We start from the raw sequence: 17249 nt of genomic DNA on the forward strand, positions 1-17249 counted from the left end.
TGATGCCTGCTTACTTGATGATGTTGTGTTCCGGTCCATACGGGAAGCCGGTGATGTTCTCGACGTTGTCGGCGTCATGAATCACCAGGATATCGTGCTCACGATAGCCACCGGCACCGGGCTGACCTTCCGGAATCATGATCATCGGCTCCATGGAGACGACCATGTTGGGTTCGAGCACGGTTTCGATGTCCTCGCGCAGCTCGAGACCCGCCTCGCGGCCATAGTAGTGGCTCAAGGTGCCGAAGGAGTGACCGTAGCCGAAGGTGCGATACTTGAGCAGATCATGCTCGGCGAAGATCTCGTTGAGTTCATGGGCGATGTCGCAGCAGCGCACGCCGGGCTTGATGAGCTCCTGGCCGCGCTCGTGGACCTTGCAGTTGACTTCCCACAGGCGCAGGTGCTCGTCGGAGGCATGCTCGCAGAACAGCGTGCGTTCCAGCGCCGTGTAGTAGCCCGAGATCATCGGAAAGGTGTTGAGGCTCAGGATGTCGCCGGGCTGTACCTTGCGGCTGGTGACCGGGTTATGGGCGCCGTCGGTGTTGATACCGGACTGGAACCAGACCCAGGTATCCATCAGCTCGCCGTGGGGATAGCGCTTGGCGATCTCGCGCACCATGGCCTGAGTGCCCGCCAGGGCCACTTCGTATTCCGGCACGCCGGCCTTGATCGCATCGCGTATCGCTTCACCGCCCACGTCCGCCACCTGGGCGCCATTGCGAATCAGCTCGATCTCCTCGGCGGACTTGAACATGCGCATCTTCATGGTGGGGACGCCGATGTCGGCGAACTCCACGCCGCCCAGGGCATCCTTGAACTTCTGCTGATTTTGCAAGGTAACGTGATCGTATTCGATTGCAACGCGCTTGCTACCTTCGCACAGCTGCTTGATGGCCTTGAAGAAATTATCCTTCTGCCAATCGGTATAGACGATGTTGTCGCCTAGACGATTGCGACGGAAAGGCTGGCCGCCGTCGATGTTGGCGGTCACCGTGGTGAACTTGTCCTGGGTCACGACCAGACCATAGTCCCGACCGAACTTGCAGTAGACGAAATCGCTGAAGTAATTGATGTTGTGATAGGAGGTAAAAACCGCCGCGTCGATATCGTTGTCGGCCATGAGGCGTCTCAGCCGGGCCAGACGTGACTGCATTTCCTGATCGGAAAACGTGGGGGTGACTTTATCGCCGTTGGGAATTTCGATGAGTGATGGCAACTGCATGACATGCTCCTTGAGTTGTTGTGTTGGCCTCACCCCGACTATCGATAGCGGCCGCTCAAAGGGCAAATGACAAGCGTAAATGCGCTCATTGCCCTCATAAATAACTCAAGAAACAAACATTCCAATCAGGATCTTACGCAAACACTCAAGCTCGCGCTGCCAGGCGTTATACTGCGACACCATCCAACCAGCTCCTCGGCGGTCCGCGGCGGGGAATAAAAATACCCCTGTCCTTGATCACAGCCCATTTGCGCCAGCAGTTCTGCCTGCGCCCGGGTCTCGATGCCCTCGGCCACGACCAGACAACCACAGCCATGAGCAAGGCTCAGAATCATGCTGACCAGACGCTGGTCATCGGCGTTGTCGACCAGCCCCTCGATGAAGGCACGATCGATCTTGAGTACCGACACCGGCAGGGTCTTCAAGTACGCCAGGGAGGAATAGCCGGTACCAAAATCGTCGATAGCAATACGGATTCCCAGCCGAGACAAGGACCGCAATTGACGGCAGGCCATTTCCACATCGACCATCAGATCGGATTCGGTGATTTCCAACGAAAGGTGCCGATAGGGCAGACCATGATCGCTCAATAATGCCAGCAAGCGATCGGTGAAGCCATCCTTGGACAGTTGCCGCACCGACACATTGATCGCGATATCGAGCCCACTGTCGAGTAGCCCCTGGGCGTGCCAACCGGCAGCTTGGATAACGGCACTCTCGAGCGCCCACTCCCCAATGACCAGAATATCGCCGGTGGCCTCTGCCAACGGAATGAATTCCTCCGGCGGCACCCATCCCAAGGATGGATGGTGCCAGCGCAATAGCGTCTCGAAACCCTGGATGCACCCATCCACCAATGACGCCTTGGGCTGGTAGGTCAGCGAGAACTCGCCACGCTGTACCGCGCCGCGTAGCGCTTGTTGCATGTAAAGCTGTTTCTGCTGGGTGGCCTCGAGTTCGCGGGTATAGCGTTGTATCGAATGATCGCCCGGTCGTGGCAATGCCAGCGCTGCCATCTGCACCAAGCGCTCGGGTTCTCCGCTGTGGGCGTGATGAAGCCCAATACGCGCCTTGAGCGGCAACAGGAGGTCGCCGACGCGATGATCGTTATGTAACTGAACGTGTATTTCCCGGGCCAGCTGCTCCAGGGCACCATGATCCGGCGCGCCTGCCCATACGATCAACAACTCGCTACCCGCCCACAGGCCAAGATAATGCTCCTCACCAAGATGGTCCTGTAGCGTGTCACTCAATTCCCACAACAGCGCTTCACTCATGCTGTAGCCGTGCAGCAGAATGATGTCATCCAGGCTATCCAAGGCGATGAACAACAGACCGATCGGGCGCCCCGTGCGGCTTAGGGTCTCAAGATGTTGAAGTAGCGCGCGACGGTTGGGTAGCCCGGTGATGGGATCGGTGTGCGACTGATACTCCAGCTCCCGGGTGCGCTCAGCGACCATCCGCTCGAGTTCCTCCGCCTCACTATCGCGTAGCTGGTAGCGATGCTGAACGGTGAGCACGTTGCTCAGCCGCTGGATCACTTCATCGTGCTTCAGAGGCTTGTCCAGGAAGTCTCTTACTCCCATGCCCAAGGCCCGCAGACGGGTCTGGTCATCGATCTGAGCGGTGAGCACGATCACCGGGGGCATCTGCTCGTCGAGGTGCGTTTCAAGCTGTTCCAGCACCTGGAAGCCGTCCAGGTGAGGCATGCGGATATCCAGCAAAATCAAGTCGGGCCGTTGTTGCTGGCAATAGCCCAGCACCTGGCGAGGATCGCTGAGACCGGCCACATCTTCGAAGCCATGCTCTTCCAGCAATGTTTCCAACAGTTCCACATTGGTGGGCTGATCGTCGACGATCAACACACGCTTCTTGATGAGCTCCACCCGACGATTAATGTTTTTCATGAGGAGGTCAGGCTTTCGGGTAATGCCTTCGAGATGGCCTCGAGCAATGCCGCGATATCGAGAGGCTTGGTCAGGAAATCGGTAAATTCGATGGCTGTATTCCGGTGGCCGCCATGATGCATGGCATTGGCCGACAGACCAATGACCGGAATATCCTTGAAGCGCGGATCCTGGCGCAAGTGAGCCAAGGCCTCGTAGCCGTCCATGCCCGGCAAATGGATATCCATCAGAATCAGGTCGATGGGCTGATGTTCAAGCAACGCCATCCCGATCTCGGCGCTTGGGGCACTGTATAGCGTAAGAAAGCGGTAATCGGTGAAGATATCCTCCATCAATCGCTGATTGGCAGGATTGTCTTCTATGTACAACACATGACGGCGACGATTCGCGAGTCGATCCAGTGACGAGTTGGCCGCCTTGCTTTTCACCCCCGGGATGTTGGCACTCGTCATCGCCATGGGGAGCTCGAACCAGAAATGGCTGCCCTGCCCCACCCGACTCTCGACGCCGATGGTGCCGGCCATGCGCTCGACGAGCTTCTTGGTCAGCGAGAGACCGATGCCGGTGCCTTCAATGGCGCCATGCTCTGCATCCAGACGGCTGAAGGGCTGAAAGAGTTCGTCATGACGTTCCGTGGGAACGCCTGGCCCGGTATCGCTCACAGTGACGCGCACCCGCTCGGACCGGCGACGATAATCGATATGCACGTGCCCGGGATGCGAGTTGTACTTGATGGCATTGGAGAGCAAATTGAGCAGCACCTGCTTGAGGCGTGTGTAATCGGCGCGCACACGCAAGTCCTCGGCGCAATCGTCGCATTCGACCGCCACATTGCCCTGCCGCGCAGCAGAAGACAGCGTTTCGATCACATCCTGGATCACCGCCTGTAACGAAACCGCTTCGAGGGAAAGCTGTAAACGCCCTTCTTCTATGCGCGATAGATCGAGCACTTCATTGATCAGGTTCAGCAGGTGGTGGCCGCTTTTCTCGATATGCGCCACCTGTCGCCGCTGCCGCTCATCCAGCAGCGACCGGCGACTGTTCATGAGCAGTTGCGCGAAGCCAAGAATGGCGTTCAAGGGTGTCCGCAGTTCATGGCTCATCACAGAGAGAAATTCAGTCTTGGCCTGACTGGCCCGCTCCGCCTGATCCCGGGCATGAGCCAGTTCCTGCATTACCTGTTCGCGTTCAGCGAACTGACGATAGAGATTGATCAATAGCGCGCAAGTGGCCGTGAAAGGCTCGAGCCGCTCGAGCAATGCCTCATCGTAACCCTGATGCCCATTGGCGATGCCGTACATGCCGATCAATGTCTGTCCATCATAGATCGGTACGCCCAGATAGTTGTGCAGGCGTGGGTTATCCGGCGGAAAGCCGCCTTGTTTGGGTCGGCTATAGAGATCCTCGGTCATCACCGTTTCGCCCTGGGCGAACACACGTCCCAGCAGACTCTCGGGATTGGAGAGCAGCACGTCGCCACTGCGCAGTCCCTGCATCAGCTGTCGCGACTGCTCATCCCAGATGAGATCGGTAATGGCATGGATTCTCAACGACGGCGTGCCCGCCTGATCGATCACCTCGCCAATCAAGGCATAATCACTCCAGGTCAGCTTGAGTAGTGCCTGAAGCAAAAAATCCCATAGCCGCTCACCGGACATCAGCGCCTGGTAATCGGTGATGCCCTGGTGCAACACCTTGAGCAGCAGTCCCTGACGATGCTCCTCGGTAATATCGTGGGCCACGGACACCACCCCGCGGACATCGCCATGCTCATCGATCAGAGGCGAAATGGTGATCTCGAACTGGCGATTCTTGATAGGCGGCAACAGCACGTTGCGTGACTCGCGATGTTCGATGACCTCGCGTTCTCCCTGCTCGAGTCGCTTCACCACCTCCGGCGGAAAATAATCGCTCAGACGCACCTGCTCTGACAGATCCTCTATCCCTGTCTTTTCATCCACCAGCTCAAAGCTTGCGCGATTGGCAGCCAAAAACTTACCGCTGCGATTGCGCACATAGATGGGTTCACGACAGCTGTCGAACACGTTGTAGTACAGCATCGAGAGATTGCGACTGCGCGCCTGCTCCTGTGCTTTCTCATGACACTGTACATGCAATCGCAAGAGCTCCTCGGCCTGACAGGCCAAACCGCGCAACAGGCGCCAGGCACGATCATCGAATTTGCGGGGAGCGTCATCCAAAAGGCATAGAGCGCCCACCGGATGGGAATCCTGCAGGTAGAGGGGGTAGCCGGCGAAGAAGCGAGCCTGTGGGATCTGGTCCAGTGGAAAATCGCTTTCTGATACGGGCAGATCGAGCGTATTCTCGATGAGTCGTGGCGTATTGCCATCGACGACAAGGCGACACAGTGCAGTGCTGGCACAGGTGGTCAGTTCCAAGTCCGGCCGGGAGCTCACCCAGCGGCAATCCGCATCTTCAAGTAAAAGCAGCGCCGCAGATGCGTCGAAGATATCCCTGGCCAAAGTGGAGAGGTGTGCGAAGTCTACTCCCTCTTCTGCAGGGAACGGCCACGCCCACTCTCGAGGCTGAGCTTCCTCAGCCGAGTTTTCAAAACCGCCCATGACCCACTCCCTGTATCAGTACGATGTACTGACATGCCTGGCACGAGGCATTATAATTTTTGGCCCATCACTACTATGCCGGTACCAGCAAACTCTAGCGTGTTATGTCTTCTTAGATAAGCGATTTTCCTTAATAAAGCTCAAGATTGAGCGTTTGTGAGCTTTCTTTTGAAAAATTTGCCTGCACACATCGAATACGTCCCTGATCAGCTCGTCGCTTTCGATTGAGAGTCACGACAATCTGAGCCGATGCGGCTGGTGGTGCTGGCGTTGCTATCGCATTATATTAGCCATCCGCAGTTAGAATGATCCTATTCCGAACGACGCTGAAGGAAGTGTACCCATGACCCAAGACCCTTCCTGTCAATCTGCTATCGGAGATGTCGTCTTGCTCGAGGTGGTCGCGGTCAAGGATGCCGGCGCCTTTCTCGACTGGGGGCATCCCAATGATCTGCTGCTGCCTTATAGCGAGCAGCGCGGTCGTCCCCGGGTTGGCCAGCAGGTGCTAGTAATGATCTTCGAGGACGACCAGGGCCGCCCGGCGGCGTCGATGCGACTCGAGGATTTCATCGACGACCAGGCAGAGGGACTAAAGAATGGCGACAAGGTCGCCTTGGTGATCGGAGAGCGTACTGATCTGGGTATCAAAGCGGTGGTCGATCAGCGTTTCTGGGGACTTTTGTATCACGACGAGCTGACGCGACCCCTGAAGCGCGGTGAACGTCTGGAGGGCTATGTGCGCCGGGTCCGGGAGGATGGCCGGCTGGATCTTTCCTTGATGCCCAGCGGGGCGGAAAAACAGCAGTTGGCCGCGGAGCAGGTGATAAAGGCCCTGGAAGCACATCAGGGTTTTCTGGCCCTAAGCGACAAGAGCTCGGCAGCGACCATCAAATCGCAGTTGGGGATCAGCAAGAGCGCCTTCAAGCAAGCCATCGGCAAGCTCTACAAACAGCGACGAATCGTTATCGAAGCGGCAGGGATTCGGCTCACGCCCTCCGAATGACATGCTCCTGAGACTGTCCCATCAATCATTATCGCCGTTGCCGGCCCCCGCCCCACTGCGCGAGGCGTCACTGGCCTCCACCAGGATGCGGGAGGCCAGGCTCTTGAGCCGCTGCCATAGGGCATCGTCGACATCGATGCCCTCCGCAAAGGCACGTTCACGACAGGCCAGCAGTTCGGATTCGTCCTGACGCGCCAGCACTTCGTAGTGATAGTCCGAGCGCATCGCTGGCAGCAGGTCGACATGGTTGGCCAGGATCAGGGTAATGCCGTCGTTGGGCTCGTTCTCTTCCGGCACCTCGTGAACGGCGTAAACACGAATTTCCGGTACAGTGCTGTTGGCACGAAACCCCACTACCTGCTCGGTCAGCGGCATCTGGGCGTTGCGCCAGAAGGCGGTAACATTCATGCCCCGGCCTGCAAGTCGAGACAGGTAGCCCATGATCAATTGGCGATTGTGGCAGCGACGAATCTTGATGATGGCAAGCCCGCGTGCCCGGGCCTTGGCGAAGCCCAGTTCCACCGCCAGGCTCGAGGCACGCAGCACGCTCTGGCCATGACCATCGAGCACGGCAAGGTCGCCGTCGTTGTAGAGAATGCTGGTCAGTTGATTAGGATCTTCCCGCAACAGATGATCCAGCCCACGATCCAAGGCATTGAGTCCTTCCAGGCCATGGCACTGCATCCAGGCCACCATGTCTGCCGCATCCGCCGCATCACCCTCCTCAAACTCCATGCCGCTGAACGCCTTGCGGCATACACCTTGAAGCTCGTTGTAGGATACTTTCATCCTGCCTCTCTCCCACCAGTTTTTGCGATCAACCCTGTTGAACGGCCAATCCACCCGTCATCGGCATACCATGGACGCTGGGCTCCAAGGGAAAGCTCCAGTCATCGAAGTCGGCCAGGTTCGACGGCTCGGCGTTCAGTTCCTCGACCAGTGGCGCGCCCTGGAACAGGGTAATGCGCACCCAGCGATCAGACTTGGGATCAAAACGGCTGGCGCCGAAGAACGATAACTTGGTGCGTAGCAAATGCATGGGCTTCATGTCGCGATGCCAAAGATTGGCGCGAATCTCTCCGTAAGGCGTCTCCGTCATCCCCTGGATACGGCGTACAATCGCCTTGTGGCTCGGGTTGACCATCAGGAATTCCACGACCAAAGCGCGGGGGTGCTCCTCGAGAAAGCGACTCAATGCTTCATGGGCCTTGCGTACCCGAGGCGCCATGGCCAGGGGCATCTCCTTTTCTTGCCCTGGCTCCGTGTAGCGCACCCCAAGACGCGGCTCCTCCTTCTCCGCCGAGCGATACCAGAACCAGTAGCAGGCATCCGGCGCATCGTAGTCCTCGGCAAGCGTCCAATCGTAGTGGGTTTCGATCAGTTGCTTGAGGCGTACCAAGGGCATGTCCGGCACCAACTCCATGCGCTCATCGGATCCCATATGATCCTCGAGAGCGTCTATCTGCAAGGGATAAAGCTCGATCAATAGCGTATTGATGAGCTCCTGGGCTTCCAGGGGCAACGTACGCTCTCCCCAGGCCAGCAGCTGCTGCCACAGATCCGGATCCAGCGGCACCTGCTCCAGCCAGATCACTACTTCCGGTAGCGCCGCCACGGTAGCGGCATTACGCTCACCCTGCTCGGTGTCCTCGGTAACGGTCTGCCTTAGATGCTCGAGGGCGCGGCGAGTCAAAGTGATCAGTCGCCTGCGATCGGCATCACTCGGCGCCTGATCGACGGCCAGGCCCAGTGCCTGCTCACGGCAATACACCCACTGCTGAATCAGTTTGGGATGATTGATCAGAAACGGCGCCATGCCCAGGCCCGTGGAGTTGCCGATGCCCAGGTAGCGACTCAGCTCCGGGTTCAGGGCCACCGCTGTCTGGGGCGCTTGCACCCGGGCAATGTGCTCTACCTGAGCAATGGAAAAATGGCGCAGCAGATAGACCGCCAGCATCTGCACCGAGAACGGTCGCTTGAAGTCGGGGCTGTCCTGCAGCCGGGCGAAATCCGCGATGCCGAACTTGCCGTTACCGTAGACGGCGGTAGTACGGTACAGATATCCCACCTTGGTCAACCAGGCAGGATCCGGTTGACGGCCTTGCGCCAGTGCCTGGGTGAAATGGCTGAAATTGCGCAGGCTGCGATTGGCCCGGGACAGTACCAGCAGCCGTGGATGCTGGCGGCCAGCCTCTTGCAGCGGCACGTTGGCCGCCATTTGCTCGAGCAGGGACTCATCGACGTCCCCCTCGACCAGACCGAAGGTGACATCCCAGGCCTCGGCGATGACCCGGTCGGAACGGGCCTCATCACTCAAGGGTTGGGAGAATATCACCTCATGATAACGTTCATGAGGTGTCTGCACACGATAGATAGCCGTGCCATGACCATTGTCGTCGAGATCGAAGCGGCTACAGCTTACCTGCCAGCGCTGGCGCGCCATCTGGCGCACCAGCGAGCGCACGAAGCTCAGGCGGCTGGCATGTAGACTGCCCAGCCGTTCCAGCCCCATGACCTGTTCGGCCGGGCGCAGGAATGATCTGACACTTGGTTGGCTATCAAGATCGTGCATGCTCCTTCTCCTTGGGCACTAGCCCTTGCTCTCGCGCCATGGCGTAAGCCGCCTGGGGCCCCGTCCAGAGCGAGGGCAGTAGTACAAGCGATACGGGGATCGCGGTAATCACGATGAACTGTTGCAGGGCGCCGATCTGACCCGCTCCCATGTACAGCAGAATGCCCGCCATCAATGACATGGCAATGCCCCAGAAAGCGCGAATGAACGGGTTGGGGTCATCGTGACCCGTACCGACCACGGCGATGGCATAGCTCATGGAGTCACCGGTGGTGGCCACGAAGATGGTGGTCAAGAGCAGAATGGCCAAGGCCATGATCGTGCCGCCGGGCAGCGCCTGGGCCACGGTCAGGGTCGCCACATCGAACTGGAAGTTGTTGAGCGCATCGGTGAGATCGAATACGCCGTTCAGCTGATAATAGATGCCGGAGCCCCCCAACAGCGTGAACCAGATCGTGGTGGCGATGGGTGCCAGTATCGCCACGGCCACGATCATCTGACGAACCGTGCGGCCTCGCGAGATGCGCGCCACGAAAATGGCCATTAGTGGGCCGTAACCAAGAAACCAGGCAAAGAAGAACACCGTCCACCACTGCATCCACCATTCCGGGGCGGTTTCCGTAGTCATGGTGGCCATGGTGAAAAACGACGACAGATACTCGCCGAAGCCCTGGAAGAAGGCGTTGGTCAGAAACAGCGTAGGACCGAAAATGAAGATCACAGCGGCGATAGCCAAGGCCAGGAACACATTGAAGCGGCTGAGCATCTGGATGCCGCGTTCAATACCACTTACCGCGGAGGTCACATAGACTACGCCGAGCACTGCAAGCACTACCAGTTGGGTACCAAAGCCTTCCGAGAAACCGAACAGCTCATGCAGGCCGAAACTGACCTGAGTAGCCAGAAAGCCGATCGGTCCCACGGTACCGGCCACTACGGCGATGACGCACAATGCATCCACCACGCCGCCAAACCAGCCGCCCATGACCTTCTCACCCAGCACCGGATAGAGCAACGTGCGGGGCCGTAGCGGATGCCCCTTATCGTAGTGCATGTGCGCCAGCACGATAGCGGTTAGAGACCCAAGCACCGCCCAGGCCAGAAAGCCCCAGTGCATGAAAGATTGCGCCAAGGCGTTCGATACCGCTTCGTGGGAGCCCGGCTCGGTGTCGAAAGCCGGCGGCGTGACCACGAAGTGATACACCGGCTCGCCGGCGGCGAAGAACACGCCACCCCCGGCCAGCAGGGTACACATGATGATGGACAACCATTTGAAGGTGGTAATTTCCGGGGTGTCGCGATTGCCGACCCGAGCATTGCCCGCCGGCGATATGGTAACGCCGATGGCAATCAAGAAGGTCAACAGCAGTAATAATTGAAAATAACTGCCGAAGATCTTGGCGGTCCAGGCAAACCCTGCGCTGATGCCGCTGGCCACCATGTCGATGTCGTAGAGCGACAGCGCCACGAATGCCACGATGAAACCGATACTGATACCCAGAACCACTGGGTCGCCCCAGCGTGAGGTCCTGCTTTGTGATGACGAGTGGCTCTTTGCACTGTCATTGCTCATGATTAAAGCCCTTTATTGTCGACTGTTGGTACTGGGCGTGTGGCATGTCGAAAAACGATCAGGTAGCCATCGGCGTTGCGGCCCGCTCGAGCAACTCGATCCAGTTACGACCCATGATGCGTTCGATTTCCCTTTCATCGAACCCGCGTTGGCGCAGTCCTTTGATCAAATTGGGAAAGTCGCGATTGTCCCGGAACCAGGACAGCGGGCGCGGCCAGCCGGCATTGGCCTTGCTTCCCTCGCCGTAATCCATCTCCTTCGACCAACGACCGTTACGCATCCACTCCAGCACCGAGGTCGGCTGAGCCTGACAAAGATCGGTACCGATGCCGATATGCTCGATACCCATCAGGTCAGCCGTGGCCGCAATCATGTCACAGTATGCCGCCAGGGTGCAGTCCGGGCCGTCTTTGAGATGAAAAGGGTAAGCCGAAAACCCCAGAATTCCCTCAGACTCGGCAACGGCACTCAGTACCTTGTTCGACTTGTTGCGTTTGGCCGAATGCCAGGCGCTGGGGTTGGCATGTGAGACGATCACCGGGCGCTCGGAGAGTTCGATGGCCTCCAGGGTCGAGCGCTCAGCGCTATGGGACATGTCGATGACCATGCCGACCCGGTTCATCTCCTTGATCACCTGACGACCGAAGCGCGTGATGCCGCTATCCTCGCTCTCGTAGCAGCCACAGGCCAGAAGACTCTGGTTGTTGTAGGTCAACTGCATGATCAGAAGACCCAGGCGGCGCATAATCGCCACCATGTCGATGTCGTCCTCGATGGGCGAGCAGTTCTGGGCGCCCAGGAAGATGCCCACCTTCCCGGCCTCACGGGCGCGCTGGATATCCGCCGGCTCATGGACCGGCATGATCAGATCGCTGTTGGCCTCGAAGCGCCGATTCCACTCGCCGAGTCGGCTCAGCGTATCTCGCGTGGTCTCGTGATAAACGAGGGTGGCGTGCACCGCATCGACGCCGCCCTCGTGCATCTGCTCGAAGATCTCCCGGGACCAGTTGGAATACTGCAGGCCATCGACGATGAGCATTTCCTGAGACATAACCCTACCTCACGCCTTCACGTAGCAAGTCTTGACCTGGGTATAGAACTCCCGGGCGTAGCGGCCCTGCTCCCGAGGCCCGAAGCTCGAATCCTTGCGCCCGCCGAAGGGCACATGATAATCCGTGCCGGCGGTGGCCAGATTGACCATCACGCAGCCAGTCTCGGCCCTGGCCTTGAAGTCGCTGGCAAGTTTCAGGGAGTCGGTGATGATGCCGGCAGTCAGACCGAAGTTGGTGTCGTTCAAGGTGGTGATGGCTTCCTCGTAATCCTTTACCTTGATCACGCAGGCGATGGGGCCGAACACTTCCTCACGGTTGATAGCCATGTCATTGCGGGTATCGGTGAACAGCGTCGGCGCCATGTAGAAGCCGTCTGTGTCGCGCTCTAGCCGCTCACCGCCGAAGGCCAAGGTCGCGCCATCTTTCTTGCCCCGCTCGATCCAGGCCAGATTGGATTCCAGTTGGCGCGAATCGACTACCGGCCCCAGGTGCACGCCTTCTTCCAGAGCGTTACCGACCTTGATGGTCTTGAGCTTACTGATCAGCTTCTCGACGAAGGCGTCGTGAACGGCTTCCGTCACGATCAAGCGTGAGGAGGCGGTGCACTTCTGGCCGGTGCCGGAATAGGCCCCGGCGAAGGCAGCTTCTACCGCCAGATCGAGATTCGCGTCGTCCGCGACGATCAGTGCGTTCTTCGATCCCATCTCGAGTTGGCACTTGACCAGATTGCTCGCGGTGGCGGCGGCCACTCGGCGTCCGACTTCCAGAGAACCGGTAAAACTCACCGCATCGATATCCGGGCTCGAGATCAGCGCATCGCCGACCTGGCTGCCGGAGCCCATCAGCAGGTTGAAGGTACCCGCAGGTAGATCCTGGCGACTGATGATCTCGGCCAGGGCCCAGGCGCTAGCGGGTACCAGATTGGCCGGCTTGAAGATCACCGCGTTGCCGAAGGCCAGTGCCGGGGCGATCTTCCACACCGCCGTTGCCAGCGGAAAGTTCCAGGGGCTGATGATACCGACGACCCCCGCGGGTTCGCGGCGGGTTTCTACTTCAACACCCGGGCGAACGGAATCGACGCGGTCATCGATCTGGCGCAGCACCTCGGCGGCGTAATAATGGAAGAACTGCCCGGAGCGATAGACTTCGCCTGCGCCTTCCGCCAGGGTCTTGCCCTCTTCCCGGGAGAGCAAGCGACCCAGTTCGTCCTTGCGGGCGATCAATTCGTCGCCGATGGCCATCAATACACCGTAACGCGCTTCCAGGCCGCTCTTGGCCCACTCGCGGGTGCCACGCTGCGCTGCCAAAATGGCATCCCGCACCTGTTCAGTACTAGCCTGGGCGAATTCACCGATCACATCGCTGAGATCCGAAGGGTTGGTGTTGGTCAGAGTGTCGCTACCGGCGATCCATTGGCCGTCGATATAGAGGGAATGGTCCTGTGACATGAAAACCTCCTGAAGAAGTCACTGACTAAATGCCTGCACGAACGAATTGCTGCGTTGCACGGTACTCAAAGACTCGCCTAACTCTTGTTGTGTCTCGCCTTCTGCGTTCCGTGCGCCTTGCTCTTCATTTCGTTCGGCAATTTATTTAGCAATTTTGCAAAGATTGCTGTCAGCCTAGCGGGGATTGATCTATAAATATAATCAATTATAAAAATTGAATAATAAGTTTTACTTACTACCGATCACATAACATGGAGAGGCTAAAGCGATGCCGCCGGAATTGAAGATTCAGCCTTTGCGCTATGTGCTGGCCATCATTGATGAAGGCGGTTTCAATGCAGCAGCGCGGCATCTGCACCGCAGCCAGCCGGCGCTTTCCATGGCGATCAAGGAGCTCGAACAACGTCTGGGACAGCCATTGTTCGAAAAGAGCGGAAAAGCGGAGCTGACACCCTTCGGCATCTATTGCTTGCCGCGCTTTCGCGAATTCGTCGCTCAGCACGACCGGCTGAGTCGCGAACTCAAGGCCCAGGTCGACAAGCAGGCCGGGCATCTTGATATTGCCGCGGTGCCCTCAGTGGCCAGTCGACTCATGCCGGACATATTGGGGGAGTTCATCGCCGCCTACCCTGATCTCAAGGTCAGCCTGCAGGACGGTAACGCAGAGTTCGTGCGCCGGCAGGTGACAGGTGGTGAAGTGGACTTGGGAGTGGGCAGCGTATGGTTGAAGGGCGATGGGCAAGCGGACGATGAGCTGGACTTCACGCCGCTGCTGCGTGATAGAGTGGGCGTAATATGTCGCGCCGATCACCCCTTCGCCGAACGCAAAGCCCTTGACTGGCAGGAACTGCAAGGTCAGGTATTGATCGGAAATGGCACATCACGGCTGCTGGAAAACACGCCAGCATCGGCCTTACTCGCCCAAAATGATTTCTTCATTTCCAACATGATCTCGCTAATCGCCATGCTCGAAGCCGGGGTGGGCATAACAACGCTGCCACAGCTAGCCTTTCCGGAAGGGCACCCGAGACTATGCTTCATTCCCTTCGCCGATCCCAAGGTCGAGCGCGAGATCGGCCTGCTTAAATCGAGTCGTCGGAGTCTGTCACCGGCGGCAGAGGCGATGGCGACGTTTGTTGCAAAGAGATTGGCGAATTGATTGTACTCATCCGCTCCACTCATCCCGTCTGAGATCCGCCAGCTCATCAGCGTGGCTCGTATTGGCATCGAGTCCTTGAAGTAGCTGCGCCTCGGTAAAAGGAAACCGGGCTCTTCGGGATGCCTTCGCCAAGGGTTTCACGTCATTCTTATCCAGGTTCTTGTTTTCCGTTCTCACGCCTATCTCTCCCCGGATCCCCTGTGTTTATGGATACATTGCCACAGTGAGGAAGCCCGTCAATAACGATCCGGCCGTTTTTCTTTTTCACGAATGCTACGCCTTCTTCACCGCCATCATCTCCCTCAACCGCTGATCATCGTGCACGATCAATCGCTGACGCTCGACGCTGATGGCGCCGCTCTCACGCAAGCGGGTGAGCAACCGCGACAAGGTTTCCGGCGTCATCGTCAGCTGCGCCGCCAGCAGGTACTTGGGTGTATCCAGATGGACCACGCCGGGTAGTTGCGGCGATACGGGCAACTGACGCAGGATGAAGCCGATCAGGCGCGACAGAGCATCGCCCTGGGTCAGCAACACCATGTCCTCCAACCTGTCGGTCAACTCGCCCGACAACTGAAGCATGAATTGCGCGCGGCACTTAGTGTTGCCGTCGATATAGCGCCAGCACTGCGCAAGATCCAACTCCAAGATATCTGTACGCACCAAGGCCTCGGCGGAGTACAGGTAACGGGGCGTGTTCGACAGCATGCTCAATTCGCCCACGGTGTCGCCGCGCTCGGCGCATCGAATAGTTGCCAGACGACCATCCTCGGCGGTACGCACCAGGCGTAATCCACCACTGATCACCACGTATAGCGCTTGTGCCGTTTCATCCTGACGAAACAACCATTCGTGATGCTCGATCACCCGTACCCGGGACGACGCCAGCATGGCATCGATTGCCGTGGCCGGCAGGTGACTGAACCAGGGCACCTGCAGCACCCGCTCACGCAGCTGCGCCGACGTGAGCGATGGCTTCCGCTCTGATGGGGAAGATGTGCCAGGACACATGACGTCTGTCTTCTCCTTATTGTTGATTCAGTAGGCCACGATGCTCGCTTGCCAGCCCTACTGCATCAGGGCTCCGCCCGCATCCTCGTCCAGGGCCAGCCCCTCGACGCCATAGGTTTCTTCCAGCGCCAGCAGGTAGTGACGCAACGCGCGGCGAGTAGCCTGCTCATACAAGGTGTGACGCACCCTGTCCGCGACCACTTCATAGGGCAAGGGTTCGGATTCCAGGCGCTCCTCGATCTCCACTAGATGCCAGCCATAACGGGTGGCCAATGGTCGATCGTGTAGACCCACCGGCAGGTGCTCAAGGGCACGATCGAGCTCCGGCACGGTTTGCCCGCTACTCAGCCAGCCAAGCTCTCCACCATCGTCCTTCGATGGACAGGCGGAATGGCGCAGGACGAACTCGGTAAAGCGTTCCGGGCTCGCGGCCAGTTGCTCGAGCAATTCGACACCCTTATGGTACTGGGCGTCTCGCGCTGGCGCATCGTCCGGCATCGCCGGCAGCAGAACATGGCGTACCTTGAGGCGTACCGGGGCATAAAAGCGCTGGGGATTAGCCTCGAAAAAACGTCGGCAAGCGTCTTCGTTCGGTTCAGGCACCTCGAGTTCCCGATCCAGCAGCGCGGTCATTGCTGCATCGTTCTCCACGCCCTGCCCATCCACCACCGGTGGAAGGCCGAGCTCAGCCGCCCGCTGACTCAGCAACTCGCGCACCACCAGGGCGCGTGCTGCCTTGAGCTGGGCTTCGGCGACATTCTCCGACGGGTGGTACTGCATCTCCTGGGCGATCGCCTCCTCGGCGATCGCCACCTCACCGACCCGGATCGGGGGAGCGGCGCTCCCCCCTGGCAGGTTTTCGACTTCGATCATCTGCATGTGCTTCTCCTATGATTTCATTGCATAGGCCACTGAATAAATCGCCGAGCGGCGTGAAGCGCAAGGCGCGCGGCGCACAGGGACCGGAGCATATGGGGTATATGTGAGGATCCCGAGCACCGCGCAACACAGCGATTCGCCCGCGCAGGCATTTATTAGCCCCTGCGGCGGACGATCTGGTAATTCCGTCCCAGGTATCCCAGTGGAATACTCCACACATGTACCAGGCGCGAAAACGGGAACAGCAGAATGATGGTCAGCCCCAGGAACACATGCAGCTTGTAGATCCAGGAGACCTCCGCCATGTAGTCCGCCGCACCACCGCTGAAGAACACGATGGATTGCGCCCAGGCGGCCAGGGTCAGCATCATCTCGCCGTCCAGATGACCCAGGGAGAAGAACACGGTGACGATACCCAGCGCCGCCTGGAACACCAGGATAGCGAGGATTAGCGTATCCATGATGCTGGAAGAGGCCTTGACCCGCGGGTTAGTCAGGCGGCGATGCAGCAGCATGCCGCCCCCGATCAGCACCAGCACCCCAGCGATGCCACCGATGAGGATGGCCAGGATCTGCTTGGATCCGGCACTCAGGAAAGGCGCATAGACCCAGTGGGGGGTGAGCATGCCGAACAGGTGGCCGAAGAAGATCACCAGGATACCGATATGGAACAGATTGCTGGCCAGACGCATGTTTTTCGATGACAGCATCTGGCTGGAGCCGGTCTTCCAGGTGAACTGGCCCTGGTCGTAGCGCAGCAGGCTGCCTACCAGGAACACCGTGCCGGCGAGATACGGATAATACCCGTAGATGAGGTGCTGCAAGTATTCTACAAACATGG

13 protein-coding genes are annotated in these 17249 nt (G+C 58.6%); 2 read left to right on the plus strand and 11 right to left on the minus strand.

Features of this window, described 5'->3' with window-relative positions; all coding sequences use genetic code 11:
• Positions 1-10: 10 nt before the first annotated feature.
• The 3 genes from ACPF7Z_RS03135 to ACPF7Z_RS03145 form a co-directional block, all read right to left on the minus strand.
• Positions 11-1222 carry a M24 family metallopeptidase gene (locus ACPF7Z_RS03135; protein ID WP_425191704.1) on the minus strand — a complete coding sequence of 404 codons (1212 nt, stop codon included), beginning with the start codon at positions 1220-1222 and terminating at the stop codon, positions 11-13.
• A 125-nt stretch (positions 1223-1347) separates the two neighbouring features.
• Positions 1348-3129: a GGDEF/EAL domain-containing response regulator gene (locus tag ACPF7Z_RS03140; RefSeq protein WP_425191705.1), complete on the minus strand. Its 1782-nt coding sequence runs from the start codon at positions 3127-3129 to the stop codon at positions 1348-1350.
• The gene (locus tag ACPF7Z_RS03145; protein WP_425191706.1) at positions 3126-5711 is read right to left on the minus strand and encodes an ATP-binding protein; all 2586 of its coding nucleotides are present in this window, start codon (positions 5709-5711) and stop codon (positions 3126-3128) included. The genes ACPF7Z_RS03140 and ACPF7Z_RS03145 overlap by 4 nt, the downstream gene beginning before the upstream one ends.
• Positions 5712-6054: 343 nt before the next feature.
• On the opposite strand from ACPF7Z_RS03145, the gene ACPF7Z_RS03150 reads away from it, so the two are divergent.
• Entirely contained in the window at positions 6055-6714 is a 660-nt protein-coding gene (locus tag ACPF7Z_RS03150) for a CvfB family protein (protein WP_425191707.1), read from the plus strand.
• 21 nt (positions 6715-6735) lie between these two features.
• Here ACPF7Z_RS03150 and ACPF7Z_RS03155 read toward each other — a convergent pair whose 3' ends face one another.
• From ACPF7Z_RS03155 to ACPF7Z_RS03175, 5 genes are read right to left on the minus strand one after another with little or no spacing between them, the layout of a single operon-like run.
• On the minus strand, positions 6736-7503 hold the full coding sequence (locus tag ACPF7Z_RS03155; protein WP_425191708.1) for an Ldh family oxidoreductase: 768 nt from the start codon (positions 7501-7503) through the stop codon (positions 6736-6738).
• Between the two features lie 28 nt (positions 7504-7531).
• Entirely contained in the window at positions 7532-9286 is a 1755-nt protein-coding gene (locus tag ACPF7Z_RS03160; protein ID WP_425191709.1) for a hypothetical protein, read from the minus strand.
• Positions 9273-10859, minus strand: coding sequence for a BCCT family transporter (locus ACPF7Z_RS03165; protein ID WP_425191710.1), 1587 nt, complete (start codon positions 10857-10859; stop codon positions 9273-9275). Before ACPF7Z_RS03165 ends, ACPF7Z_RS03160 begins: the two co-directional genes overlap by 14 nt.
• A 58-nt stretch (positions 10860-10917) precedes the next feature.
• Positions 10918-11910, minus strand: coding sequence for a membrane dipeptidase (locus tag ACPF7Z_RS03170; protein ID WP_425191711.1), 993 nt, complete (start codon positions 11908-11910; stop codon positions 10918-10920).
• A 9-nt stretch (positions 11911-11919) separates the two neighbouring features.
• Entirely contained in the window at positions 11920-13359 is a 1440-nt protein-coding gene (locus tag ACPF7Z_RS03175; RefSeq protein ID WP_425191712.1) for an aldehyde dehydrogenase family protein, read from the minus strand.
• Between the two features lie 268 nt (positions 13360-13627).
• Between ACPF7Z_RS03175 and ACPF7Z_RS03180 the strand changes: the two genes are divergently transcribed.
• Positions 13628-14518 carry a LysR family transcriptional regulator gene (locus ACPF7Z_RS03180; RefSeq protein ID WP_425191713.1) on the plus strand — a complete coding sequence of 297 codons (891 nt, stop codon included), beginning with the start codon at positions 13628-13630 and terminating at the stop codon, positions 14516-14518.
• A gap of 273 nt (positions 14519-14791) precedes the next feature.
• Here the strand turns inward: ACPF7Z_RS03180 and ACPF7Z_RS03185 are convergent, their stop codons facing one another.
• From ACPF7Z_RS03185 to narI, 3 genes are all read right to left on the minus strand, one after another.
• Positions 14792-15529, minus strand: coding sequence for a Crp/Fnr family transcriptional regulator (locus ACPF7Z_RS03185; protein WP_425191714.1), 738 nt, complete (start codon positions 15527-15529; stop codon positions 14792-14794).
• 57 nt (positions 15530-15586) lie between these two features.
• On the minus strand, positions 15587-16408 hold the full coding sequence (locus ACPF7Z_RS03190) for a peptidylprolyl isomerase (RefSeq protein WP_425191715.1): 822 nt from the start codon (positions 16406-16408) through the stop codon (positions 15587-15589).
• Between the two features lie 155 nt (positions 16409-16563).
• The gene (narI, locus tag ACPF7Z_RS03195) at positions 16564-17247 is read right to left on the minus strand and encodes a respiratory nitrate reductase subunit gamma (protein ID WP_425191716.1); all 684 of its coding nucleotides are present in this window, start codon (positions 17245-17247) and stop codon (positions 16564-16566) included.
• Positions 17248-17249 lie beyond the last annotated feature (2 nt).

The organism is Halomonas sp. GXIMD04776 (assembly GCF_049808615.1).
Taxonomy (GTDB): domain Bacteria; phylum Pseudomonadota; class Gammaproteobacteria; order Pseudomonadales; family Halomonadaceae; genus Modicisalibacter.